General features: G+C 53.1%; 17 protein-coding genes. 7 read left to right on the top strand and 10 right to left on the bottom strand.

What is annotated here, in order from left to right; all coding sequences use genetic code 11:
• Positions 1–17 precede the first annotated feature (17 nt).
• The 3 genes from BP71_RS29090 to BP71_RS29080 all read right to left on the bottom strand — a co-directional run bounded on the left by BP71_RS29090 (position 18) and on the right by BP71_RS29080 (position 6,244).
• Positions 18–3,065 (bottom strand): SusC/RagA family TonB-linked outer membrane protein, encoded by a 3,048-nt coding sequence (locus tag BP71_RS29090; RefSeq protein WP_496385115.1) that lies wholly within the window; start codon positions 3,063–3,065, stop codon positions 18–20.
• Between the two features lie 96 nt (positions 3,066–3,161).
• Complete coding sequence (locus BP71_RS29085) at positions 3,162–4,835, bottom strand: arylsulfatase (protein ID WP_496385114.1); 1,674 nt, start codon at positions 4,833–4,835, stop codon at positions 3,162–3,164.
• 485 nt (positions 4,836–5,320) lie between these two features.
• Positions 5,321–6,244 carry a bestrophin family protein gene (locus BP71_RS29080; protein WP_496385113.1) on the bottom strand — a complete coding sequence of 308 codons (924 nt, stop codon included), beginning with the start codon at positions 6,242–6,244 and terminating at the stop codon, positions 5,321–5,323.
• A 244-nt stretch (positions 6,245–6,488) separates the two neighbouring features.
• Here BP71_RS29080 and BP71_RS29075 point away from each other — a divergent pair, with 244 nt between their 5' ends.
• The 7 genes from BP71_RS29075 (at position 6,489) to BP71_RS29045 (ending at position 17,193) form a co-directional block, all read left to right on the top strand.
• Complete coding sequence (locus BP71_RS29075; protein ID WP_496385112.1) at positions 6,489–7,070, top strand: RNA polymerase sigma factor; 582 nt, start codon at positions 6,489–6,491, stop codon at positions 7,068–7,070.
• Positions 7,071–7,164: 94 nt separating this feature from the next.
• The gene (locus tag BP71_RS29070) at positions 7,165–8,253 is read left to right on the top strand and encodes a FecR domain-containing protein (RefSeq protein ID WP_496385110.1); all 1,089 of its coding nucleotides are present in this window, start codon (positions 7,165–7,167) and stop codon (positions 8,251–8,253) included.
• A gap of 176 nt (positions 8,254–8,429) precedes the next feature.
• On the top strand, positions 8,430–11,828 hold the full coding sequence (locus tag BP71_RS29065; protein ID WP_496385108.1) for a TonB-dependent receptor: 3,399 nt from the start codon (positions 8,430–8,432) through the stop codon (positions 11,826–11,828).
• A gap of 20 nt (positions 11,829–11,848) precedes the next feature.
• The gene (locus BP71_RS29060) at positions 11,849–13,279 is read left to right on the top strand and encodes a RagB/SusD family nutrient uptake outer membrane protein (protein ID WP_496385107.1); all 1,431 of its coding nucleotides are present in this window, start codon (positions 11,849–11,851) and stop codon (positions 13,277–13,279) included.
• 71 nt (positions 13,280–13,350) lie between these two features.
• The gene (locus BP71_RS29055; RefSeq protein WP_496385106.1) at positions 13,351–14,928 is read left to right on the top strand and encodes an FAD-dependent oxidoreductase; all 1,578 of its coding nucleotides are present in this window, start codon (positions 13,351–13,353) and stop codon (positions 14,926–14,928) included.
• Positions 14,929–14,932: 4 nt separating this feature from the next.
• Positions 14,933–16,576, top strand: a complete 1,644-nt coding sequence (locus BP71_RS29050; protein WP_496385105.1) for an FAD-dependent oxidoreductase — start codon at positions 14,933–14,935, stop codon at positions 16,574–16,576.
• 215 nt (positions 16,577–16,791) lie between these two features.
• Positions 16,792–17,193: a VOC family protein gene (locus BP71_RS29045; RefSeq protein ID WP_496385104.1), complete on the top strand. Its 402-nt coding sequence runs from the start codon at positions 16,792–16,794 to the stop codon at positions 17,191–17,193.
• 125 nt (positions 17,194–17,318) lie between these two features.
• On the opposite strand, the gene BP71_RS29040 is transcribed toward BP71_RS29045, so the two are convergent.
• From BP71_RS29040 to BP71_RS29010, 7 genes are all read right to left on the bottom strand, one after another.
• Positions 17,319–18,278 carry a TolB family protein gene (locus BP71_RS29040; protein WP_496385103.1) on the bottom strand — a complete coding sequence of 320 codons (960 nt, stop codon included), beginning with the start codon at positions 18,276–18,278 and terminating at the stop codon, positions 17,319–17,321.
• Positions 18,279–18,300: 22 nt separating this feature from the next.
• Positions 18,301–19,302, bottom strand: a complete 1,002-nt coding sequence (locus tag BP71_RS29035; RefSeq protein ID WP_496385102.1) for a glycoside hydrolase family protein — start codon at positions 19,300–19,302, stop codon at positions 18,301–18,303.
• Positions 19,299–19,712, bottom strand: a complete 414-nt coding sequence (locus BP71_RS29030) for a rhodanese-like domain-containing protein (protein WP_496385101.1) — start codon at positions 19,710–19,712, stop codon at positions 19,299–19,301. The genes BP71_RS29035 and BP71_RS29030 overlap by 4 nt, the downstream gene beginning before the upstream one ends.
• 27 nt (positions 19,713–19,739) lie before the next feature.
• Positions 19,740–19,967: a hypothetical protein gene (locus tag BP71_RS29025; RefSeq protein WP_295934363.1), complete on the bottom strand. Its 228-nt coding sequence runs from the start codon at positions 19,965–19,967 to the stop codon at positions 19,740–19,742.
• A gap of 157 nt (positions 19,968–20,124) precedes the next feature.
• Entirely contained in the window at positions 20,125–21,582 is a 1,458-nt protein-coding gene (locus BP71_RS29020; protein ID WP_496385100.1) for a RagB/SusD family nutrient uptake outer membrane protein, read from the bottom strand.
• 21 nt (positions 21,583–21,603) lie between these two features.
• Positions 21,604–24,849: a SusC/RagA family TonB-linked outer membrane protein gene (locus BP71_RS29015; RefSeq protein ID WP_496385099.1), complete on the bottom strand. Its 3,246-nt coding sequence runs from the start codon at positions 24,847–24,849 to the stop codon at positions 21,604–21,606.
• 139 nt (positions 24,850–24,988) lie between these two features.
• Entirely contained in the window at positions 24,989–25,867 is an 879-nt protein-coding gene (locus tag BP71_RS29010) for a DUF1684 domain-containing protein (protein ID WP_496385098.1), read from the bottom strand.
• Between the last annotated feature and the right edge of the window lie 30 nt (positions 25,868–25,897).

The following is a 25,897-nucleotide window of genomic DNA, read 5'->3' as shown; positions in this document are numbered from 1 at the left end:
CGGGTAAATGCGTTGTTTCAGAATGTGAGGGTCAAACCGCCCAGGAAAGTCTTACTGGCCGGGTATACGCCATTGTCGACACCCTGGGTCAGCGTGGTCTGCTCGTTGCGGCTTACTTCCGGATCGTAGCCGGTATACTTCGTCCATGTGATCCAGTTTTGAGCCGTCACATAAAACCGGAGCTGGCTGATTCTGCAATGCGAAAGTACCGACGCAGGCAGCGAATAGCCCAGGCTCAGATTTTTAAGGCGCAGGCAAGATCCGTTTTCGATAAAGCGGTCGGATACGGTCACTGCCGGATTTTCTATAGCACGGTGGATTACGTTGCTCGGATTGGCCGGCGTCCAGCGGTCGAGCATGGTCGTGGAAGCATTGATATACCCCGTTCCCAGTTCGAGGTTGGCCTGGTTAGCATTGTACACCTTGTTACCGGACTGGCCTTGCAGCAGTATATTCAGGTCGAAGTTTTTGTAAGAAAAATTATTGGTAAGACCGAAAATGAACTTCGGTTGCGCATTGCCGACGATCACGCGGTCGTAAGCCTGGGTAATGGTGCCGTCGGGCTTGCCATCTGCCCCGCTCACATCCACATACCGCTGACTTCCCGCTTTGTCGTTCGCGTTGAATTTGGGCAGTTTGGCGATATCGTCGCCGTTCTGAAAAATACCATCGGTTTTCAACACCAGGAAAGAACCCAGTGGATAGCCCACCTGCGCGATCGACACGCCCGAAATGACCGACGACACACCGGGGCCGAGGCTCGTTACCTTGTTGCGGTTGGTCGAGAACACCAGGTCCGTCGTCCACCCGAATGCCCCTTCCGAGTTGATGGAGTTGACCGAGAGTTCCACGCCCTTATTGGTTACGCTGCCATAGTTCTGGAATGCATTGGGGTAACCGCTGGTATAAGGAAGTGGCACGTCGAGCAGCAGGTCGGTTGTTTTCTTGTAATAGGCATCCAGGGTAACAGTGATCCGGTTTTTGAACAATCCCAGGTCGATGCCGGCATCGTACTGGGCCGTCTGCTCCCAGCCGAGGTTGGGGTTGGCAATACCATTGGGTGCGTAACCCGCCACCAGTTTTCTGCCGAACAGGTAGCTGTAATATGCCTCCTGCGCGAGCGAGGTGTAAGGGGCGATTTCCTGGTTGCCCGTTACGCCACCACTCAGTCGCAGTTTGAGATTGCTGATTTCCTGAATGTTACGAATAAACTCTTCCCGGCCAAGATTCCAGGAGAATGCCGCAGAAGGGAAAAAGCCCCATTTATTGTCCTCACCCAATCGCGACGAACCGTCGGCACGGGCGGTCAGGGTAAGATTGTATTTATTCCGGAACGTATAATTGACACGGCCGAGATAGGATAGCAAAGTCCATTTGAAATAATTGGAAGAGGCATTCTGAAATGTGGTACCGCCGCCCAGGTTGTGATAACCAAACTCATCGGTAACGAAGGTCGCAGCGCGCGCCACGGTGTTTTCGGTTGTAGAAGCCTGTTGGGTGATCCCGATCACGACATCCAGCGCATGATCCGGATTAAAGGTTTTGTTGTAGCTCAATGTGTTTTCATTCAGCCAGCCGATCGTGTTCTTGTTCCCGATAATACCCTGCCCCCCGAGCCCGCTTCCCTCCTGCAAGGTCGCGGGCAGATAACGGTTTTGTTTATTGAGCAAAATGTCGGTACCCAGCGAAACCTTGGCTTTCAGTCCGTCGGCGATCTGGTACTCCCCATAGGCGTTGCCGAACCCGCGGAAGATGTGCGTTTCATTCACTTGCAGGAACAGCGTGGCGACCGGATTTGCCAGGGGGCTGTCGTAGATACTCCGCAACGTAAAACCATTGGCGCTCGTGGGATCATGCACCGGCATCGTGGGCGGCATTTGCAACAGGTTGGGGACAACGTTTTCCGGGGCTACCTGTGCCGAGGATTTGCTGCCCGAGAAGTTGAAACCCAACTTAAAACGCTTGCTCATATCGCGATCGATATTGATACGGAAAGAATAGCGCTCGAAATCGGTATTGTGCAGGATTCCGTTCTGTTTGAAATAATTGCCCGACAATGCGAAACGCGTTTTGTCATCACCGCCTGAAAACGAAAGGCTGTGGTTCTGGATCGAAGCTTGCCGGAATGCCTCATCCTGCCAGTCGGTGCCTACGCCCGGCCGTCCCAGGCTGTCGATTTCCGCCTGACTGAATGCCGGTGCTTTTTTTGAATCGGCCATCGCGTCATTTTTCAGTAAGGCCCATTGCTGCGCATTCAGGAGCGGGAGCCTTTTAAGCACTTTCTGAACGCCATAGTAACCGTCGTAGGTGATCACATTCTTACCTGCCTTCCCTTTTTTGGTTGTGATGATCACCACCCCATTGGCTCCCCTGGAACCATAAATGGCCGTTGCCGAAGCATCTTTGAGGATGTCGATCGATTCGATGTCCCCGGGATTCAGGGTTGATAATGCATTGATCGCAGGCCCATTGGTGACGCCGGCGTCGGCATAGCTGTTATTGTTATAAACCGGAAAACCGTCGATCACGTAGAGCGGCTCGTTGGCGCCATTGATGGAATTTCCACCCCGGATTTTGATGCTGACCGAACTCCCCGGCTGCCCCGAGGATTGGGTTACCTGCACGCCTGCCGCACGTCCCTGCAAGGCCCGGTCAAGCGAGCTGATGGGTACGCCTTTGAGGTCACCGGTCGAAATGGACGATACCGAGCCGGTCAGGTCACCTTTTTTCTGGGTACCATAACCGATCACCACCACCTGATCGAGTACATTGGAGGTTTTCAGATGCACTTCAATGGCCGCGGTGCTCAGTTCATATATTTCGACTTCCTGCTGCTGGTAGCCGGTGAGGCTGATCTGAAGTGTAAACGGGAATTCCTTTCCCGCAGGAATGCTGAACAGGCCATCCGGGTCGGTTACGGCGTTTCGTGAGGTACCTTTCTGCACGACGGTAGCACCGGGGAGCGTTTGTCCGGCATCGTCGCGTACGACACCGTGCACCAGCTCCTGTGCGTACAGGGAGCCGGTCAGCCATATGAGAATGGCTGACATGATCAGTTTTTTCATGCCAAAGTATTTTTTAGATGAGTAGTTGAAGGTCGGATCCAAGCAGTCCGCCCCGGAGGGAGAGCGAACTTCCCGCATTATACGTATCCCGGGTAACTAGCGGGTGTTGCTTCTGGCATTTGCCTGTCGCGCTGCCGACTGCCCTGCCGGCGCGCCGAACGGGTTAGCCGGTTTGATCTTTTCATAATCCACCACACCGGTACGCTCTGCCCAGCGGAAATACTCAGCCGAAAGTTCATTGACGATATCGGTTCGGGAGGCTGCGAGGTCGGCGGTTTCACCCCGGTCCTTTTCCAGGTCATACAGCTCCCATTTATAGGATGGATAGGTTGACACTATTTTCCATTTACCCTTTCTGACTGCCCGGTTACCCGCACGTTCCCAGAAGATCGGCTCACTGCGATCCACTTCCTGTATTTTGCCAGTCAGCACGGGAAGCAGGCTTCTGCCGGGTAATACATTGGTTTTGACTCCGTTAAAAGTAACAGGATAGGTGGCTTGGGCAAGATCATAGAAAGTCGGGGCGAGGTCGATCAGGTGACCGGTACCTTTCACGATCCCACCGGCTTTGATCTGTTTGGGAAACCAGGCGATAAACGGTGCGCTGATCCCGCCCTCATGCATATTGTTTTTGTAATGCGAATGCGGTGTGTTGGAAACATAAGCCCAGTTCTGGTCCTGGTAGCTGTACGATCCCGCCGTCCCCACCGGACCAGTGTTCCGCTGCGGCTTACGGCGTGATGTACCCGAGTAACCTCCCTGCGCCCCGTTGTCGGAAATGAAGACGATCAGGGTGTTTTCTTCCTTCCGGAGTGCTTTCAGCTTTTCGCGGAGTTTGCCCACATTCTGGTCTACCCGGTCCACCATGGCTGCATAAACTTCCATTTTAGTCTGCCAAAGCTGTTTTTCATCGTAAGGGACATTGTCCCAGGCAGGCACCTCCGGGTCGCGAACAGCCACGGCCTGATGAGGATCTGCGATACCCAGTGTTTTCTGACGCGCAATGCGCTCATTCCGTAGTGAATCCCAGCCGAGGGCATACCGGCCCTTGTATTTGGCAATATCCTCCGGCAGTGCCTGCAACGGCCAGTGCGGGGCATTGAATGCGAGGTAGAGAAAGAATGGTTTGGCGGTTTTACTCTGCTCATCCAGGAACTGCAGCGCGTGGTCGGTGATCTCGTTTGTCAGGTATTTGTCTTTGGGCAAACGAATCCTCTTGTTATCCTCGACGAGTTCCACCTGCGGCGCCTGACCGTATTCACCAATATCGAAATAGTTGCTGGCACCACCGATAAAACCGTAAAAACGGTCGAATCCGCGCTGATTGGGCCAGGCGAGACTGTCGTCGCCCACATGCCATTTGCCACTCAGAAGCGTGCTGTATCCTGCGTTGCGCAACACCTCCCCAAAAGTGAGTGATTCTTTATTGAGATAACCCTGGTAAGGCGGCAGCCCGAGATTGACGTTGAAATAACCAACGCCTGCCTTGTGCGGATACTGGCCTGTAATCAGCGACGCACGGGTGGGTGCGCAGATGGAATTGTTGTAAAACTGTCTGAAACGAATCCCTTCGGCGGCAAGCTGGTCGAGATTAGGGGTTTTGATCTCCGAACCGAATGCCCCGATATCGGAGTAACCCAGGTCGTCGACCATGATGAGGATGATATTCGGACGGGTGTCGGGAGCGGCTTTTTTCTGAGCAATGGCGTCGGGCACGAACACCGCTGAAAAGCCGGTCAGAAGTCCCAGGGTGAGGGTAGAAACTTTCATAAATAACTGGATGGCCGGTCAATACAATTGTGCCGGGGCTTATGATATGGTGAAATGGTTGAGATTCGCGAGTGGGTTGTTGGTGACAACACCAACAGCAGTAACACAGGACGCGATGAGTTGTCGGCTGTCAGTCCTGCGGTGATCGCGATACTAACAACAGCTTGAACAGTACCGGCAAAAGGCGGAAGAATATACCACGCGAAGGTTCAACAAGATAACCTGTTCTGAATACGGATTCATCTTAAATGTTATGTTGAATATGAAACAAACTATCCGTCGGTGGTTAACAAATAGTTAATCTATCAATTAGATAGGCAAATATAGTCACATCCCATTCCCGAAAACAAGAATACAGGCTCTTTTTTTTGACAGAATTCAAAACTTACCCGGATACCGGCAAAAATCCATCCCTTCCTATGGACTAATCCGTTGTGTAAGTTGAAGGTTTCGGGTCCAATTTGCGGACCGGAAATTTGGAATGGTCAATCGATAATAAAGCTATCGGGGTCAGCGACTGCGGGCTCCGGCGTGGGTTGTCCCGTCATTTCGAGTAATGTGATTTCAATCATTCTGCTTAGGGCATTCAACGAAAGGTCATTCGGTTCGGTACCAAATGGTTCTTCAAGCTCATCGGCGATGGCCTCAAAAGCGACAAATGTGTAACCGATGAAAACCGTGATCAGCGGGGTAATCCAGCCGAGGCTGTCGACCAGGCCAAAAGGTAGCAGGAAACAATACAGGTAGACGGTCCGGTGAAGCAACACCTGGTAGGTGTAGGGGATCGGCGTCGAGGCAATGCGTTCGCAGCCACCGACGATATCGGAGAGTTTGTTCAGGTTCTCGTCCATAGCGGCCTGACAAATCGGATCAATGAAGTCCTTTTCGCGAGCCTCTTTTACCCAGCTGCCCATTTCCAGCATCAGGATCACGGGCTTATAACGGGCACCGATTAATTTTTGAGCCAGTTCACTCGGCAACCTGCTCTGAATATCGTGTGAAGGGTCGGTTTTCCTGAGCTGATGTTTCAAACAATAAGTAAAGACGATCAGCATCCGGACAAAATCATCGACCTCCTTGCTTCGGGCATCATATCCCGTGAGTGTTATTGCCTGACGTGCAAGTGACCTGGTGTCGTTCAGCAGCGCGCCCCAGAGTTTTCTGCCCTCCCAGAACCTGTCATAGCTGGCGTTGTTGCGGAATCCCAGAAACAGGGCCATTGCTACTCCGAAGATGGTAAAGGGAGCAGGACTTAAAGGAATTTTGTAATGATATAAGGTCCCATTGAGATAGACGATCGCGACCGACATGAACAACAGCAACAACAGCCTCGGCAAGAGCTGGGGCAGCACCGAGCCCTGCCAGACAAAAAGCATTTTAAACCAGTGTTCTTTCTTTCGTTGGATCATTTCAAACGCCCGACTGCTGCCGAAGAAACGTATAAACTGTATGCAAATACAGCCCTGGCGTCAAAAGTGGTGCTTATCCCCCAGAATACAAAATCTGCCTCTGCTTCCTGACAATTTTCATGTTCATCGCTCCGCCATTTTTTTAACGGCACCCGGATCGCGGCACGGTGTCAGGTGGATGCTTAACCCCGGTAATTTTAATTTTTCAAGGTTTTTTGTTTTTATTTGCGGAAGCACTGAACTTTTGAAAACGGATACCGGACATACAGACGATGAGGCGCTCTGGGCGTCCATGAGGCAAGGTGACGAACCCGCTTTCGAATTGCTGTATAACCGTTACTTCCAGGTTTTGTTTAGCTATGGTAAAAGACTGGCACCGGAAGATATTGTTTCAGACGCTATTCAGGATCTTTTCGTCGCGATCTGGCGCAACCGTCTCACTGTGGGACAGGCCGTTTCGGTAAAGTTTTATCTGCTGCGTTCCCTGCGCCGGGAAATTGTAAAGACGCTGAAAACTGACCAGCATGCGGACTGGGAGGAGCTCGATGAAAAGCAATTACCGGTACAAATGTCACCGGAATCAGTTTATGCAAGCCATGAAGAAGTTTTCGAGCAAACCGAGCAGCTCCGTATCTGGCTCAGCCGGTTGCCGCCCCGCCAGAACGAAGCATTGCTGCTGCGTTACTATCATAACCTCGAATACGCCGAGGTAGCGCAGGTGCTTAATATCAAGGAACAAACCGCCCGCAACCTGGTGCAAAAGGCTATCGCTATCCTAAAAAAGATCGCTATCCTGTTGATTTTCAGCCTTATAAAATTACTTTAATTTTTTCGATAAAAAATAGTGCTTTGGGGAGGTTAAAACAGGCCTGCCCCCACTCTGTATTAAAAATGGGAGTAACCAATTTCCCAGTACAGATATGAAGTACGCAAACCATTCGGTCACTGATTTTTTGGAAGATGCCGATTTTCGCAATTGGGTGCAAAATCCGACATCCGATTCCAATGCTTTCTGGCAGCAGTTTCTCAGTGAATATCCTCAAAAGGCAGCGGCGGTTTCAAGGGCTCGTGAGCTGCTGCTTGCTCTGGATGAGCAGGTTAATGCTGGCTTTGGCACTCAGCAGCGCCGGGATCAGGTTTTCCGACAGATTAAAACACAGATCACCGGACGAGAACAGCGCCCGGTGAGAAGGTTGCCTGCCTGGCCTTACTGGGCCGTGGCTGCTTCAGTTATCCTGTTGCTCGGTTTGTGGTTTATCAATAATCCCCGCCGCAAGACGCTTACCTACGAATCCAATGTGGCGGACGCAAGGCAGCGCCTGGTCGAAAAAGTAAATACCGGCAATGTCCCCATGTCCATTCTGCTGTCCGACGGCAGCAAAATCCGACTCGCCCCCGCGAGCCGTTTGTCATTCCCGGAGCAGTTCAATGAAGGCGGCACCAGAGCGGTGTACCTGAGCGGGGAGGCTTATTTTGATGTAGCCAGAAATCCGGACCGGCCTTTCCTGGTGTATTCCAATGAGCTGATTACAAAAGTACTAGGTACGAGCTTCAATATCCGGGCCTACGAGCGCGACCAGGATGTCGTCGTGAATGTTACCTCCGGAAAAGTGGCGGTTTCGATCTCCGATGAACTGGGTTCAGCGGCCACGCAAAATAGCAAAGTGCGGGATCTGCTTCTTTTGCCGAACCAGCAGGCAACGCTGTCACGCAAGGATGTGGAGCTGGTCCGGTCTGTGGTGAAAGAGCCTGTTCTCGTGAAGGGCGCTGCCTTGCCGAAGCAGTTTGTCTTCACCAGATCTGCTGTTCCCGAAGTGTTCGACATGCTTGAAACAGCCTACGGTGTGCCCATTGTTTACGACGCGGCGCGATTCGCACAATGCGAGCTGACCGCCGACCTAAGCATGGAATCCCTTTACGAAAAACTGGATGTGATCTGCAAATCAATCGAGGCAGAATACAAGAGTACCGACGGCCGGATCATCATCAGCGGAAACGGCTGCCATTAATTTTAACCCTAACCTTCCCGCTATGCTATAAAAGTACATTAATCCCCAAAATGAAAAGCCGGTGATGCAGGAACATCACCGGCTCTGAAATCCCCACTCATGTTGCCATGACATCGCTTGAGACCCGATGCGGGGTGCTTTGCTTCAATGTTGGTTAAACCAAAACAATCAAAATTATGAAAATAATTGACACTATCCCTTTGGGGGTAGTCAAAACCATGCGATGGACTATTCTACAATGTTGTCTTGCCGCTCTTTTTGCCAATATCTCCTTTGCCGCTGACGTCCGCGCGCAGGAACTGTTGAACAGGAAGGTATCGGTAAGAGCGTCAAATCAGCAGATCTTTGCCGTGCTTAGTTCAATAGAAAAAAGCGCTGACGTGAAGTTTTCATACAGCCCTAACCTGATTCAGGCCACGCGCAAGGTGTCCCTGCAACTCTCGAATGAGAAACTTTCTGTGGTACTCGAAAAGCTGCTCGGCCCTTACGAGCTCACCTACGAAGTGGTAGGCCGGCAGATTATCCTCAAACGCAATTTACCCGAAGAAAAAGAAGATAGCCCTGAAAAAGAGAAGGTTGAAACAAAGTCCCTTCTTAAGGTCACCGGTGCGGTGACCGATCCGGCGGGAATGGGCCTGCCGGGTGTTAATATCCTGATCAAAGGGACACAGAGCGGCACCACCACGGATGAAAACGGGAAATATGTTCTCGAAATCCCGGACGCGGGTGCGACCCTGGTATTCTCTTTTGTCGGCTATGTCTCGCAGGAGGTCGCCGCCGGCACGGGTACGATCGTTAATGTGATTCTTAAACAAGATGACAAGATTCTCAGTGAAGTGGTGGTGGTCGGATATGGGGTTGTCAAGAAGCGGGACCTGACCGGATCCGTGTCTTCTATTGGTGCAACAGAGCTGAAAGAGCAGCCCGTCAGCTCCTTCAATCAGGCCTTGCAGGGCCGGGTGGCGGGCGTACAGGTTACCAACTCATCCAACGCGCCAGGCGGCGGGATCACGATCCGTGTGAGAGGCGGCAACTCGATTTCCGCCAGCAACGATCCGCTTTACGTGATCGACGGTTTCCCGATGACCAGTCCCGATCCCGCGAGCGGGGCAAACAATTCGGCCGCCTATCCGAACCCGCTGTCGGCCGTCAATCCCAATGACATCGAATCCATTGAAATACTTAAAGATGCGTCTGCAACAGCCATTTACGGTTCAAGGGGCGCCAATGGCGTAGTGCTTGTCACGACGAAGCGTGGGAAAGAAGGCCAGGCCAGTGTCGATTTTGAAACCTATTACGGCGTCCAGCAAATCACCAGAATGCTGGACATGGCCACGGCTGCGGAACATACAGCCGCGAAAAATGAACAATTGCGTAACCTGAATTTTGCAGAGCGGTACGGGAATCCCAACGGCGCGTACCCCAAGCCTCCCGCCGAATATGGGGAAGGCACCAACTGGCAAAAGGAAATATTCCGCAGCGCACCAATCCAGAATTATCAAATATCCATATCCGGGGGTTCCGACAAGATCCGCTACCTGGTCAGCGGCAACTATTTCAACCAGGACGGGATTGTCATCACTTCCAATTTCAAACGGTTCACCGCGCGGGTCAACCTCGACGCCAATGTCAGCAAGCGGGTCAAAGTCGGTACCAACTTTACCATTAGCCGGAGCAACAACAACAGCGTGAACGAAACCGGCGGGGCAAGTCTGGTTGGATTGACATTGCGTGCCTCGCCGGCCAGTCCGATTTTCGACGCTAACGGCAACTACCAGCTACTGAACGTCGGATCGGGTTCGGGATTCAACTCCATCGCCAATCCGGTGGCTGTTGCCAGGACTTCGACCAACAACCTTCTGTCGGATCGTATATTGGGCAACGTTTTTACCGAAATCGTGCTCGCCGAGGGGCTGAGTGCCCGTATCAGCCTCGGGGCGGACGTGCTTAATACGCGCCGTAATATTTTTTACACACCCGAGACATTGATCGGCAATACCCTGAACGGATTTGGCAGTAACGGATCGGCCAACAATCTGAATTTGCTCAATGAAAACGTCCTGACCTATTCCCGTTCGAGTGGCATACACGGCTTCGATGTCGTGGCGGGGATCACTTTCCAGAGCAACCGGGAAGAACGGGCCTATGCCGAAGCGCAGGATTTCCCCAGCTACTCACTGGGTGCCAACAACATCGGGTTGGGGAATAAGCCGCTCCCGCCCAGAGGCGCATTGAACAAATGGGGCCTGAACTCGTACCTGGGACGTGTCAATTACCGTCTTTCCGGCCGGTACCTGTTCACTTTGACCGGCCGCATCGACGGGTCGTCACGTTTTGGCGCCAACAACAAGTATGGCTTTTTTCCCTCGGGCGCATTCGCATGGCGTGTGTCCGACGAGGCATTCATGAAAAGCATCAGGGCTGTCAGCGACCTGAAATTCCGCCTGAGCTACGGCGTAACCGGCAACGATGGGATTGGTCTGTATAATTCGCTCTCTCAGTACGCTACTTCGCGTACCGTTTTCGGTGACGCGGAAGTTCTCGCCAACCAGGCTTCCCGCATCGCAAACCCGGACCTGCGCTGGGAAAAAACGGCGCAGTTCGATGCCGGTTTTGATCTGGGGCTGCTTGGCAACCGGATACTGATCACGGCCGACTATTATATCAAAACCACCACGGACCTGCTACTGCCGGTCGAGCTGCCTGCTACTACCGGTTTTACTACGGTAACCCGAAACATCGGAAGCCTGGCTAACCGGGGTTTTGAGCTGGGGATCAATACGGTGAATACAGATGGTATGGTGAAATGGAAAACCAATGCCAACTTCTCCCTGAACCGCAACAAGGTATTGCGGCTCAATACGTCGGATCAGATTTTCACGGCCAACTCCATCGTGAAGGTGGGCGAATCGGTGGGATCATTTTACGGCAATGTTTTTAACGGGATCTGGCAGACAGCCGATGAAATCAAGGCAGCCGGCAACCTGGCCCGGGCCGGCGATTTACCCGGGGCGATCCGCTACAAGGATGTCAACGGCGACGGTGTTTTCAATGAGGCAACCGACCGGCAGATCCTCGGCAATGGCCTTCCCAAATTCATTTTCGGCATGACCAACCACGTATCTTTCAAGGGTTTTGACCTGTCTGTCTTTATCCAGGGCGTGCAGGGAAACAAAATCCTGAATGAGACGCGGAAGTCTATGGAGCAATCGGACCCGAGCGATAACCTGTTGAAAACGGTCATCGAAGGTGCCTGGCGGGCAGATAAGCCATCCAATACCCTGCCGTCGATCCGGCAATGGAGGAGTACCAATACAGATTCCTTTTATATCGAAGACGGCTCCTTTGTGCGGCTTAAAAACGTTTCGCTCGGATATGTAATACCATTGAAACCGGGATGGATCAAGCGCGTGCGTGCCTATGTAAGCGGGCAAAACCTGGTGACATTGACCCAATACCACGGTTTCGACCCGGAAGTCAATTCCAATTTCACCAGCAACACCCAATACGGACTCGACAGTTACGCCTACCCGGCGGCACGGACCTACACCCTCGGCGCTTCCTTGTCCTTTTAACCCGTTCAAACTTTTTGGAAATGAAAACAAAATACCTTCTGACGCTCATCGTCGCACTGATGTTCTCGGTGTCCTGCGAAGACAACCTGAGAGAAGAACCCCTCAGCTTTCTGGAAGAGTCCAATTCTTTTAAAACCGCCTCGGACGCAACATCGGCACTGAATGCCGTCTACGACCGGCTGCGGGGCGTGTACGGAATGACCATGATCGATCTCGCGGACCTGAACGGGGATGAATGTGAAGTGCGGGAAGAAAACGGCGGCGGCAGCGAAATACATAAGAACCTGTTCAATAGCGGGTCCGGCGTTTTTGATACATTCTACACCGCCAGCTACACACTGATCGATCGGGCCAACCGCGTCATTGCCAACGTTCCCGGTATCAGCATGGACAGCAAGCTCCGCGATCAGATCGTGGGCGAAGCCAAATTCCTGCGTGCATTGTCCTACTTCAACCTGGTACGGGCATTCGGCGATGTGCCGCTGGTAACGGCGGTGAGCAACGACGTGGTCAACGTGGAAATGGCCCGCGATCCTGCGGACAAGATTTATGCCCAGATCATTTCAGATTTGCAGGAAGCGGAAAACACCATCCCGGCCAAATACACGCTTGCTTCCGAAACCGGCCGGGCTACCTCCGGAGCAGCCAAAAGCATTCTGGCGAAGGTGTACCTTACCCGTAAGGATTGGGCCAATGCGGCAGCAAAGGCCCGGGAAGTGATCGGATCAGGTACATACAGCCTGGTACCCGACTACCGCGACGTGTTTACCCCTGAAAAGGAAAACGGTCCCGAGCATATCTTCTCCGTACAATACAGCTGCGTGCTGCCGCAATACGGAAGTCCGATGGCAGAGAATTTCGCAATCTATTTCAGCTACCCGATCAATCTCACCGGCGGCACCTACCAAGTGGTACCGACCCACGCCAGCTCCTACACCGAAGGGGATTACCGCCGGGAGGTGACGGTGATTGAAGAGAAAAAGACAGCAAACGGAACGGTTGTGAAGTCGCGTACAGGGCCGCATACCGACAAATACTGGGACCCGCTGGCGTGCGGTGCAGGTCGCGCACGCAACAATTTCATGGTGATACGATACGCGGATGTGCTGCTGATGTACGCCGAAGCCCTCAATGAGGCGGGTGGGCCCACAGCAGATGCCTACGCGGCCGTTAACCAGGTGCGGGCGCGGGCCAGAAACGGCAGGCAATCCACGGTACTCCCCGATCTTAAAAATCTTACTCAGGATCAATTTCGTGAAAGTGTTTATCAGGAACGCAGCTGGGAACTCTGCTTCGAAGGCCATCGCCGGTGGGATCTGCTCCGAACGGGCCGGTACATCGCCCGTATGCAGAAGCTGGGTATCGTCGCCGAACAACGCCATTTGCTATACCCTATTCCGGTACAGGAAATAGACGTCAACCCGGCATTGGAGCAAAATCCAGGTTATTAATCCACTGAAATAGCAATCATCGTCCGGCAAGGCCTTCCTGGTGAAGCCCTTGCCGGCTTATCCCGATATTTATGAAATATTTTCTTATCATACTCATTTTGCTTAAAGGCCTCACGGGCATTGCCCAGGAGAAATACGATGTTATTGTATACGGAGGTACCCCCGGTGGTGTCATAGCGGCTGTCGCAGCGGCGCGGGAGGGTGCAAAAGTACTGCTCATTGAACAAACAGGCCATGTCGGCGGATTGAATACGAGCGGCATCGGCACAGCGGAGTCGGAACACATGATCGAGGAAACGATTTCGGGTCTTCCCTTGGAATTCTATGCGCGCATGAGCAAGTTTTATGGAAAGGACAAAACCCAGTTCTATTTTGAATCGCATGTCGCTGAAAAGACCTTCAAAGATCTGCTGTCTGAGGCGGGCGTGAAGGTCACATTCCATGGGTATGTTCAGAAAGTAAATAAAAAAGCAGCTGCCATCACCTCGATCCGGCTCACGGATGGGAACGATTATGCAGCACGCGTGTTTCTGGACTGCACCTATGAGGGCGACCTGATGGCGCGGTCAGGGGTATCGTATACGTACGGTCGGGAGAGCAAAGACACTTATGGTGAATCCTACGCGGGCGTCCGGTTTATGGACGAGCCCATCGATGCTTCGCCCTACGATGATTCGGGGAAGTTGTTACCGGGTTTCGTCGAGCGAAGCACTTTGACGGAAGGCCAGGCGGATAAGCGTGTCATGAACTACAATTTCCGGGTCATGATGTCGACATTGGATAACAGGGTACCTTTTCCAAAACCCGGGCAATACACCCCTGAACGGTTCGTCTTGCTCAGGCGTCTTCTGAAAAACAAACCCGAAACCAAATTCCGGGATATCATCGACCTGTATGCCTGGAACTATCCGGCGGGGAAGTTCGAAACCAACAACAAACAGAAATCGGTCATTTCGCTCGGGCATTTTGGTGGCAATACCGAATATCCCGATGCAGATTACAAGAAACAAAAAGCCATTTACAACGATCACAAAAACTGGACGCTCGGCCTGCTCTACTTTCTGGCCAACGACCCCTCAGTACCAAAGGCTCTACATGATGAGGTCAACAGGTACGGTCTCACGGCGGATGAATTTCAGGATAATGGCAACTTCCCCTATTACCTGTATGTCCGGGAGGCCAGAAGAATGAAGGGGGAATTGGTCCAGACACAGCATGATATCCTCGAACAACGTTCCAAACCCGACGCGATTTGCCTCGGCTCGCATTGGATCGACAGCCATCATGTGCAGCGTGTGGCCGTTTCCAAAACACAATTTGTCAATGAGGGCCGGATCTGGCATCCGACCACCGCGCCTTATGAATTTTCCTACGGCACCATTACCCCCAAGGCTTCGGAATGCATCAACCTGCTTGTGCCGGTATGTCTCTCGGTATCGCATGTGGCATTCTGCTCGGCACGGGTGGAATCCACCTGGATGCAGCTCGGGAATAGCGCCGGAATTGCGGCAGCGATGGCTGCATCACAGCAAAAAAGTGTACAGGCGATCGATATCCCCGCATTGCAGTCCAGGTTGAAAGATAGGGCGGTCATCATCAGTATCGATCAGCAGCCATGGGATGGTGACAAAGACGTACGTAAAAAATAGGCATATGAAACAATGCATTCACGCATTATTACTATTCGGGATCTCGCTGACTGCGTATAGCCAGCCCCAATTCGATGTGGTGGTTTACGGGGGCACGGCAGCGGGCTTTGCCTCGGCGATACAGGTGGCCCGGATGGGTAAAACCGTCGCGCTGCTCGAACCTTCGGCGCATATCGGCGGGAATGTGGTGGAAGGACTTGGAGGAACCGATATCGACAATCACAGCGAGTTCCAAAACAGTCCGGCCGTGGGTGGGATTGCGCTCGAATTTTACCGGCGTATCGCCAGCGCTTACCACCGCCGGGAAGCCTTCGAACAAATGTTGCGGGAGCAGCGGAAAGACCCCGCTCTGTGGCGCATGGAGTCCAAAATGGCGGAAAAGGTGATCTCCGACTGGCTTGCGGAGCATAAAATATCCGTTTTTCTGAACATACGCCTGGCCGAACCGGCTGATGCAGTGCGAAAGTCCAAAACCAGCATCGGGCAGATCAGGACATCCGACGGCCGCACTTTTTCAGGCGAAGTCTTTATCGATGCGAGCATTGAAGGCGACCTGCTGGCCGCAGCGGGCGTGCATACGGTGGTGGGCCGCGAAGCCAACAGCACCTATGGCGAAACACTGAATGGCATTCGCGGCGAAACCACCCATGCACAGTTTGCCGTGAAGGTTGACCCCTTCCGCATTCCCGGCGATCCCGGGAGCGGCCTGATCCCGACCATCCAAAACGAACCGCAGGGCACACCGGGGGAGGCAGACAAAAACATCCAGGCATACTGTTTCCGGGTCTGTCTGACCCAAAACCCCTCCAATCGCATGCCGTTTTACAAACCGGACGATTACCGGCGAAGCGACTATGAAATATACCTGCGGTACCTGAAGGCCGGCGGTAAACTATATGTCCCCGCAGCCCAGCTTCCGAATGGTAAAACCGACCTGGGAGCCTGGCACGACCTTTCGCACAACCTCTACGGGATGAATGCCGCTTATCCTGAAGGAAATCACAAAAAACGACAACAGATACTCAGATTTCATGCCAATTTCACGAAGGGGCTTTTTTACTTTCTCGCCACAGACAAGGAGGTTGCTTCGCTCGCGCCGAAGTTGCAGCAGGAATGGTCGAGTTGGGGCTATGCCCGGGATGAATTTACCGACAACGGCCATTTCCCGCGGATGTTCTACGTGCGCGACGCGCGCCGGATGGTATCGGATTATGTGATTACCGAGCATCACGTACGGAAGGAAAACCCGGTTCCCGTGGAAGATCCCGTTTGCATCGCATACTGGCCAACCGACGTCCACAGCGCCCGGCGCATTGTGCGCGATGGCACTGCCTATAATGAAGGCTTTGTATTTGGCGGGGATTACTGGCGGCCGTTGCCGGTATCGTACCGCTCAATGGTACCCCGGATGACCGAATGCACGAATTTACTGACCCCAACCTGCCTGTCGTCCAGCCATATTGCTTACGGCGCTATCCGGCTGGAATGGACGTTTATGCTGCTCGGACAAGCTGCCGCAATAGCTGCCGTTCAAGCGATAGAGGCAAAAAAGTCAGTGCAGGCAGTGGAATATCATGCGCTGAGAGCAGAGTTGGTCAAACAGGGCGCTGTTATTGCGCCTGCGCAGGCAGGTATGCCGGCGTATTAAAAACAGGCAAGTCACTGCTGAGGACTTCGTTCCCGCAGGCAGCAATCAAGTCCTGCACGCTTGCTGGTTCGATAAGAGCCCGCAAAATGCCGGCAGTTTGACGGCCGGGGTACCGGCGGCATTCGTATTGTTACAAAAAATAAGTCATAATTGAGAAAAGCGCAGGTTGCCGGGGCCTTCGATTAATTGTACTTTAGTTTAAAATAAGAACCGCAATGAATTTAAAATTTCCTGGCGCCGTACCGGAGATACCGGTAAGCGATTTAAAGATGGCTGCTGCCTATTACGAGCGCAATCTCGGTTTCAGTATAGACTGGGGTGGCGAGGATGGCGGCATTGCAGGAATCTCAAAAGGAGATTGCAGGATGTTTCTCACCAACGAAGCATTTCGGACGCATTACCGCAATGTCGGGCCGGCATTGGTGTGGCTCAATCTCGACAGCAAGGAACAGGTTAATGCGTTGTACGCGCTCTGGGTTTCCGGCCAGGCGAAGATTGTTTCACCGCCGGAATCAAAGCCCTGGGGGTTGCATGAGTTCACAGCCGCGGATCTTGACGGCAATCTGTTTCGGGTCTTTTATGATTTCGCTACGCCTGAACGCGAAGACAATAGCTGACAGCATTGTGTTGGATTGGGGCTTCGTTACGACCAGTAAGCGGCTCACCCACCCCTCATCATTTTAGAGGATTCTCATACCAAACCATTTTCAGGCCGTCGGTGGGTTTGTAGTAGAAGTGGATATTAGTTCGCCAATCCTGCCAGATCCACCGGAATCACGGCGATGCCGGTACGCGCGGGCGCATCGGAGTGGTGTGCGGACACGACGAGCCATTTACTATCAGGCGAGAACACCGGGTGATTGGCATTCCATTCAAAGGCGGTCACCTGCTTGTTGATATTCCCGTCCGCTGAAATAATGTAAATCGCATACTTCCCCGTGGCACTCCCTTCAGTAGATTCGTAGGCGACCCATCGGCCGTCAGGCGACCATACCGGCGCGCGGCCCTGACCAGGACTAAGCTGTTTCAGGGTGCCATCCTCACTCCGCAGCCAGATCGAATTGCGGGTCTGGTCATACACATTATCGGCTGTCGGGCGCTGGCCGGCAAAAGCGATCGTTTTTCCGTCCGGTGACACGAAAGGCATTCCGCAGCGGATCACCGCCGGGTCCGTGAGCGTTTGCGATTGACCCGATTGCAGGTCTACTTTCACAATATTACCACCGCGCTCGCCCTGATATGAGACGATAGCCACCTGCTTGTAGCCCGGGTACCAGCTGGGGTAAAACGGGTTTCCGGTCAGGTTGCGTATCATTACCTGTCGTGGAGTAGTCGCGACAGAATCGGTAAGCCAGAGGCTGGCCGGTTGACCGGGACCGATGCCGGTGAATGCGATCTGTCCGTCGGGAGCAGCGCTCGCACGGGTTGCACCAACGTTTCCACTCCAAAATACCTGCGCCTCGCCGCCACTGACCGGCACTTGAAAGAGCTCCCATTTCTGACCTTGCTTCTGGCGGCTGAAAAATATCTTTTTCCCGTCAGCGGTAAAGCCTGGCCAGTAATCGTTGGCATCCTGCGGTTTGGTCAGAAAGCGTGGCTCCGGCAGTTTATCGGCTTTAATATAATGCTGCGCGGACGTCTGCAAGTAGAGTAGCAACAGCAGCGCGAAGATCACAAAATTCTCTAACGGGGTCTGTTTCATGATTTTGCGGGATAATTAAGGCTTATCTGATCAGTTCGCCGATCGCAATCCCGCTTTCGGCCGCTACCGAATACAGCAAGTACCATTTGCCGTCTTCTTCAAAAAATGCCGGATCGCGGAGTTCACGGAGCCTTTCGCGGGCGGCTCCTTCTTTGGAAACCGTCAGTGCCAATTCACTGCCTTCATAGGCTTTTTCCGGCAATGCGACTACCTGCGGCTCGGTCGGTTTCCAGTTGTTCCAGTCGCCTTTTAACGAGATTTTGGAAAAATAAATCCGCTCCGGGCTCTCACCAATGCGTGAGTGGAACACCCAAAGCGTGTCGCCAGTGAACTTTACAGCCGCGTGGCGCAACGTGGACGCAGGCCGCTGAATCTTGTTAAACGGATTCGGGCCTCTTTCGAAAGCCTTGATGCCATCCGGTGAACGCCAGAGAATACCAAGGCGCGAAATGGCGTAATGCTGGCCATTCCACTCAAAAACGCGGAAATAGGATTCACCCAGTTGGGTCGTTTCAGGTTTGAAATGCATGCCGTCGGTAGAAGTGGCGCGCAGGGTGAGCTGTTTGTAATTGCTTTTTTCGGCTTTGCTGCCATTGACGAACAGGGGGCAATGGAAATACATTACCAACTGTTTGCCCGCATTGTCGATATGCACATCAGGCGATGCGATGTGCCTGCCGGCTTTCAGTTCGTCGGCCTCGCCTTTGCAGGCGCAGTCGTTCATTTGCAAAGTACCTGGCTCGTAAACTTTCCACGGGCCTTTCAGGTCGTCGGCATAGGCAAGCCGGATGTAAGTGCCGTTATGGTCCGCGAAATAGAGATAGTATTTGCCCAGCCGGTTGGGTAACCATTCAGGTACCCTGATGAGCGACGGGCCGTTGATATTCTTCCCGTCAGAGCCCGGAAGCATATCGGGACGGATAATCGGGTTCGCTTCAAAACGCTGCAAGCGGATCGATTGGCCAGCCACCTGATTTCCGAACAGCAAAGCCAGTAATATTATAGAGAACAATTTCCCGGTCATTTCCTCGACGCGCCGGTTTGAATGTGGTCAGCCGGAAATCCGTCAGCTTTGAGTTGCTCGAAACCACCTATGTTGTAAAAAGCGTGAAAACCCAGCGTTTTAAGCGTGTCAGCCGCCTTTCCACTCCGATTGCCCGAGCGGCAATAGAGGTACACCGGCTTGCCTTTATCTAGTTTGCCGATCTCTGTCTTGAACTCCGGGCTATTGAAATTGATATTGGTGGCATACTGCAAGTGCCCGCTATTGAACTCCTCAGGCGTACGTACATCCACGAGGTAGGCTTTCCCGGCCTTGATTTTGGCCAAAGCCTGGCCATCCGGTTTTACGACATTCCCGGGGACGGCATGCTGGGCCCGGACAGCCAGCACAGAAACAAAGAACAGGGTGATCAGAAAATTCAGTTTTCTCATGCTCATAAAAAAGTAACAGGACACGGATTATTCTTCGATTTGCACTTCTTCCCTGGACCGGATCAGCTTCACCAGGTAATTGTAATGCAGCCGCCCCGCCGCCTCGACGACGATCACACCTACAAAATCACAGCCTTTGCTGATTACATTCAGGCGTTGGATACGGATCCCGTTCACGGATTCCATCAGGGAGGTAATATGATGCAGGCTGAATGTAGCCGGATATTTCAGTTTGAGTTGATACGTGTTCTTCATAGCGTTCAAATTTAATCTACTATTATTATAGATTTTATATACAAATATAAACAACGAATGATGTCGAACGCACATTCTCCCGGTCCCGTTTCCCGAAATTCCGAAACCATACCACCGGTTAGGGAATTTCGGGAAGTTTGGAATTACCTCGCCGGGCTTAGTCCAATAGCAGTTTGTTCGTCACGATCTCTGTATTCGGCAGGGGAAACACATAGTTGGCCTGCGAAGGAATAACCTCCGGTGCAACCAGGCCATTACCCGATTTGGCAGGAAATGGCAGCAGGTTCCGCACAATATCGTTCGACCGCAGCCCCTCACCCAGCAGCTCAATGCGGCGTTCTTTCAAAATCGCCGCTACGAGGGCCTGCTGCGTGCCGGTTGCGCCTTTTGGAAACTCATAGCTCGCATCAGACCGGTTCCGTACGGCTTTGAGCAACGTCAATGCGGTCGTCAGATCGCCGGTGCGGGCCGCCGCCTCGGCATAGTTCAATAAAACTTCGGAATACCTCAAGATGGGCAGGTAATCCAGAAATGGCGATGGTTTGGCATACTTGGTCAGAAACTGGACTCCCGAAGCCGTGCGTGCAAACGTACGCCGGAGGTCGGATGCACGCCATTCGGTGTCGCCCCAGATGCCAGCCGGGTTCAGGTTGTACTCCGAATTGGCATTGATGACGTACGGAAAGGAAGTCTGACCCGTGACATTGTCCAACTCCGTCATTGGTACCGACAGGATCGATTCGCTGCTGGTATAATTGGTCGTGAAAATCTCGGTGATATTTTCCAGTTGGTGTTTCACGCCCGTCGCCGCCGAAAAAGGTGCTTCCGCCGAAACGATCTTCTTTGCCTCTTCAATCACTTTCGCGTATTTCCCGCTATTGAGATACACCCTGGTTTTGAGCGCGATAGCCGTGTTGCGGTGTGCCCGGGTGGTATTGAGCAGGGCGGTGCTGTGATTCAAGGGCAGATCTGCCTCCCCTTCGTCCAGGTCTTTGATGATCTGGGCATACACCTCGGCGACGGTGCTCCGTTTCAAATCGTTATTGGCGGAGGTCGTTTCGGCCCGCAACCGGAGCGGCAGCCCTTTGGAAGCCCCCTGATCTTCATTATACGGACGGGCATAGGCAGTTACGAGCGCGAAATAGCTCAATGCGCGCACGAACTTTGCTTCGGCTACATACTGTTTGGACAGCGTTTCGCTCACCACGCCGGGATGTTCGCCTATGCCTTTGATGAGGATATTGGCATTATTGATGGTCTCGTAGCCCGAAGCCCAGAAACCGGCTATGAAGTTGGAGCCGGCATTGAGCGTGTGGTTCCAGGCTTCGAATGCGGTAAAAGTATTGCTGGTACGGTTGATAAACTCCTCCCCCCTTACTTCTGAATAGGTGTAGTAATTCCCACCATAGAAATTCCCGCCCTTGGCCGATTTGTAAATGCCATTGACGAGCCCGAGAATGCGCTCCGGCGTATCGAATGCATTGACTCCGGTAATGGAGGTTCCCGGTACGGGATTGAGGAGCTGATCCGAATCGCACGAAGGGAGCAGTAATGTAAATGCAACGGAAAAGCCCCAGTCCAATGTCCTGCGGCCGATTTGATGGAATATGTTCATGGTAATAATAAGAGCTGTTATTTAAAAACTTAGATTCACTCCCAGCGTAAAGGTCCGGGCCTGCCCTACCGAGTTCTTTTCGATGCCCGGCGTCGTGTTCGAGTTTCCGTTCACCGACGATTCCGGGTCCGTACCGTTGTAGCCCGTCAACAGGAAAAGGTTCGCCCCTTGCGCATAAATGCGCACCGGCCCGATGCCCGCGTTTCCAAAGACGGATGCAGGCAAGCGGTAGCCAAGCGAAAGGTTTTGGAGACGTAGGAAATCCGCTTTTTCGGCATTGGTTGAAACGGGGAACGACGATCCGCCCGAAAGCTGGTCGTTATACACCAGGCGCGGAATGTCGGTCACATCGCCGGGCTTTTGCCACCGTTGCAGGATCTCGGTGGAGTTGTTGTAAGCACGCTGATCGAGCAGAGTAGACCTGGTACCGTTCATAACCTGGTTACCACCCGAGTAGGTGAAGTTCACCGAAGCATCGAAAGGCCCGTATTTGAAATTATTCGAGAACCCGCCGTACCATTTCGGAAGCGCATTGCCGATCAGGTAATAATCCGCACCGGTAATCGCAGCTGCCTTTTTACCGTCCAGGTAAGTCCAGTTACTTTCACCCGGGCCAACAACCTGACTGTACTGTACCTTTTCGCCTTTGGCATTGAGGAAGATCCGGCGGCCGTTCTCCGGGTTGACGCCCGCCGTTTTAGCACCATACAAGCTACCCACCGGATGCCCTACCCGTGTTACATTGGTAGTTTCATAGGCCACGTGCGTGGTGCCCACGATGTCGGTATTACCGTCCGAAAGGGCGGTCACCTTGTTTTGCAGTTTCGTAAAGTTCAGCGAGGCGTTCCAGGAGAATTCGCCGGAGCGGATAATCGTTCCCGATATGCCCAGTTCAATGCCCCTGTTGTACATCGAGCCCACATTACGCAGAATGGAATTAGTAGGGATACCCTTCGAAATGGCCTGTGGGGCGCTCAGGATCAGGCCGTCCACATTGTTATCAAAGTAAGTAACGTCCAGTTGGATGCGGTCGTCGAACAGGCCCAGGTCCGCCCCGATATTGGTTTGCCGGCTGGTCTCCCAGCCTAGATCGGAGTTGCCCGCCTGCGAGATCGCCCAGGTTGGCGCGCTGCCGTACAAGCCGCCATTGTATAATTCCAGCGAACCGAATGCATTACTGATGTTACCATTACCGACCCGCCCCCAGCTGGCCCGCAATTTCACCGAGCTCAGTACCGAAGCCACCCTCAGGTTTTTATAAAACGCCTCCTCCGACAATGCCCATCCGGCCGAAATACCGCCGAAGTTTCCATATTTTTTATCAAAACCCAATGCCGAGTTACCATCCCGTCTGAAATTGACGGTCACAAAATACTTCTTGGCCAGGTCGTAGCTCACGCGGGAGAAGTAGGATAAGTAAGCGCGCTCGTCGAGCTCATTCCCGGAAGTAGTAATGGAGCCCCAGTTACCCTGGTAATTTTCAAAAAACGGATCGGCACCCTGCGAGCGGGAGGCACCCCAAGCCGAATTGTTGAATTTCTGCACGTCGTAACCCGCCAGCACCGACACCGAATGCTTGCCGAATGTGGGTGTGAAAGTGAGCGTGTTGGTCCAGTTCCAGTTATCACGGAGCGCTGACACGTTTACGGCATTGCCCTTGGTAGAATACCCATTCCCCTGCAATGCACTGTCGAAAGTTTTGGTCTCCGTCCTCAGCCGGTCGATCGCGTAGCTCGTCCGAAATTCCAGGTTTTTCAGGATTTTGGCTGTTGCCGCGAAACTGCCGATGATACGGTCGTTGGCCGAAGTGTAATGGTTTTTGTCCAACTGCGCTACCGGGTTACCCCAGTTGCTCACGACCTGGTTGTTGCCCATGCCGATGGTATTCGGGCTCACGGTACTGATGTTGTACGAACCGTCAGGGTTATACGCAGGGACATTCGGCGGTAATGCGATGGCGAGGCGAGCGAGGCCCACCAGGAAAAAATTCGAGCCGGGCAGCGATCCCGCATAGGGGGAAGCGTTGTTGGTGGTGTTGTAGGAAACACTTCCGTTCAGTTTCAGCCACCGGTTCACCTCCTGATCGATATTGAAGCGCGCCGATTTGCGGTCGAACTCATTGGCTTTCAAAAAGCCGTTCTGTTTGCTGTAATTGGCTGAAAAATAGTAGGTGGTGCTCTGCGTACCGCCGGAAACGCTCAGGTTGTGGTTCTGCGATACGCCCGTGCGGTAGATATAGTCGTACCAGCGCAAATCGATCGGCGAGCCGTCGGGATTCAGATTGGGGAAAAACAATTTGGAAGGCACCTTGTCATTGTGCTCATTGCCTCCCAGGATCTTGGCATTGAGAACCGCCTCGTTTTTAATGGCAATGTATTGTTCCGCATTCAAAAGTTGGGGAAGCCGTGTCACCTCCGAGACACCGGCCCAGGATTCGATGTTGATCCTTGGCTTACCGGTCTTTCCGCGTTTGGTGGTGATCAGCAGCACGCCTGCGGCGGCACGCGAGCCGTATATGGAAGTGGAAGCCGCATCTTTCAGCACATCAATCGATTCGATGTCAGCCGGATTGATATCTCCCAGCGGGTTATTGGGCACCGCGGTGCTCGTCGACACATTTCCCGTGTTGATGGGAATACCATCCACGACCACCAACGGATAGGAGCTCAGTGAAATAGAGTTCACGCCCCGGATCCGGATCACCGGCGGGTTGTTTAGCACCCCATTGGGCTGGGCAATCCTCACCCCTGCCGCCCGCCCTGCCAGTGCCTGATCGAAGCTCTGGATCGGCTGCTCCCTGATAGCCTCGCCCTTCAAACGCACTGCGGAGCCGGTGAATTCGGATTTGGTTTGGGTACCATACCCCACGACCACCAGTTCGTTCAGCTGGCGGGTATCGGCGCCCAGGTCCACGGAAAGTTGCGTTTGTCCGCCGATCGCTTTTTCAATGGTAGCATAGCCGATGAAGGAGATCACCAAAGTGGCATTCTCCGGAGCAGTGAGCTGGTATTTACCATCCTGATCGGTAATAGTTCCGTTAGAGGACCCCTTGATGATCACCGATACACCTGGCAGCGGCTGCCCGGATTCTTTGTCCCGGATCACGCCGGAAACCGGTTTATCGGCCCGCACAAAGGCGGAGGCCGGTTTGGAAGCATGTGTTTGCAAAGGAACGGCCTGAGCGAGCAGCAGCACGGCAAGCGATATCCTGCCAGCTTTACCGCAATGCGCTATACGTAAACTGTTAACGTAAGATTTAATCATCATGAAATGGGGTTGATAAGTTTTGGAGTGAAAAAAGGGCGCGCAACGACCATCCCGCGCAGGGCGGGGTGGCCCGCGCAGGGTTCCGGATACAGAAATGCTTACAATGAATGATGGAAAGAGCGTCCTTGTGGCGCTCGGATTAATGCTCGCCGTAACGCTTCTCACCTGCCGAAACAGCCAGGGCGAGTTTGTTCTGCTTCGGTGGCAGCGGACACGTGGCATAGGGTGAGAATGCGCAAGGCGGATTAATAGCCTTGTTGAAGTCGAGCCACGCGGTACCATCCGGCTCGACGGACGAATACAGGAAACGGCCCGAGCCGTAGGTTTCCGTTTTGTTGGTCTGGTCAGCGAAAATGATGAACAGATTCTCCGGCTTCCCGACCGCATCCAGGTTATACTCCTTTCCATTGATGCTGAACACCAGCTTGCCAGGTGACACCTGGTCGTCGGTACGACCGGTAATGTCGGTGATCGACACTGTGCGGCCTTTCGTAGGCACAAAACGCGCCTTCACCCGCCAGCGGTCCTGCACCGGATAACGCTCAATGCTGGTAAATCCCTTCAAAAATTCGCTTTCCAGGTCGCGCAGACGGATCGCATATTTTTCACCCCGCTTGATCACGAACCAGCGAAGGGACTGATGTCTGAGCGTAACCGGCCTGCCATCCGGAAAAATATCCAGCTGCGTCACCGGCTCATCTCCGTTAAAGATCTGCGCATCGGGTTTCGCTTTGACGACAATTTTGTCTTTGTTGAGAATAAATTCCCCCAGGAACTGGTGGCTTCTGTCTCTGGGAAAAAGAATGTCGTTCTCCTCGGCCCCGCCAAAGGTGTTGCTGCCTTCATGAAGCCAGAACAGGCCCGCCAGGTTGAGCCACCCTGATTCAGCTTTCAGACTTTCCACGCGCTTTTCGTGCCATTGCCGGAGCTGTTCTTCGTAAGCGTCTTCGTTCAGGGTGAATGCGGTCAAAAACGAGACAGCCGCCACCCCGATGAAATGATAGATGTACCTTTTCATTTTCAGGTTTTAGTTAAGTGAGCTATGGTG

Source organism: Dyadobacter ginsengisoli DSM 21015 (assembly GCF_059568735.1).
This window is presented reverse-complemented; position numbering and strand designations above follow the sequence as displayed.

Bases quoted from the DNA above. Each gene is read 5' to 3' on its own strand.
- BP71_RS29090 (WP_496385115.1), bottom strand. From the start codon at position 3,065: ATGAAAAAACTGATCATGTCAGCCATTCTCATATGGCTGACCGGCTCC.
- BP71_RS29085 (WP_496385114.1), bottom strand. From the start codon at position 4,835: ATGAAAGTTTCTACCCTCACCCTGGGACTTCTGACCGGCTTTTCAGCG.
- BP71_RS29080 (WP_496385113.1), bottom strand. From the start codon at position 6,244: ATGATCCAACGAAAGAAAGAACACTGGTTTAAAATGCTTTTTGTCTGG.
- BP71_RS29070 (WP_496385110.1), top strand. From the start codon at position 7,165: ATGAAGTACGCAAACCATTCGGTCACTGATTTTTTGGAAGATGCCGAT.
- BP71_RS29065 (WP_496385108.1), top strand. From the start codon at position 8,430: ATGAAAATAATTGACACTATCCCTTTGGGGGTAGTCAAAACCATGCGA.
- BP71_RS29060 (WP_496385107.1), top strand. From the start codon at position 11,849: ATGAAAACAAAATACCTTCTGACGCTCATCGTCGCACTGATGTTCTCG.
- BP71_RS29055 (WP_496385106.1), top strand. From the start codon at position 13,351: ATGAAATATTTTCTTATCATACTCATTTTGCTTAAAGGCCTCACGGGC.
- BP71_RS29050 (WP_496385105.1), top strand. From the start codon at position 14,933: ATGAAACAATGCATTCACGCATTATTACTATTCGGGATCTCGCTGACT.
- BP71_RS29045 (WP_496385104.1), top strand. From the start codon at position 16,792: ATGAATTTAAAATTTCCTGGCGCCGTACCGGAGATACCGGTAAGCGAT.
- BP71_RS29040 (WP_496385103.1), bottom strand. From the start codon at position 18,278: ATGAAACAGACCCCGTTAGAGAATTTTGTGATCTTCGCGCTGCTGTTG.
- BP71_RS29035 (WP_496385102.1), bottom strand. From the start codon at position 19,302: ATGACCGGGAAATTGTTCTCTATAATATTACTGGCTTTGCTGTTCGGA.
- BP71_RS29030 (WP_496385101.1), bottom strand. From the start codon at position 19,712: ATGAGAAAACTGAATTTTCTGATCACCCTGTTCTTTGTTTCTGTGCTG.
- BP71_RS29025 (WP_295934363.1), bottom strand. From the start codon at position 19,967: ATGAAGAACACGTATCAACTCAAACTGAAATATCCGGCTACATTCAGC.
- BP71_RS29020 (WP_496385100.1), bottom strand. From the start codon at position 21,582: ATGAACATATTCCATCAAATCGGCCGCAGGACATTGGACTGGGGCTTT.
- BP71_RS29015 (WP_496385099.1), bottom strand. From the start codon at position 24,849: ATGATGATTAAATCTTACGTTAACAGTTTACGTATAGCGCATTGCGGT.
- BP71_RS29010 (WP_496385098.1), bottom strand. From the start codon at position 25,867: ATGAAAAGGTACATCTATCATTTCATCGGGGTGGCGGCTGTCTCGTTT.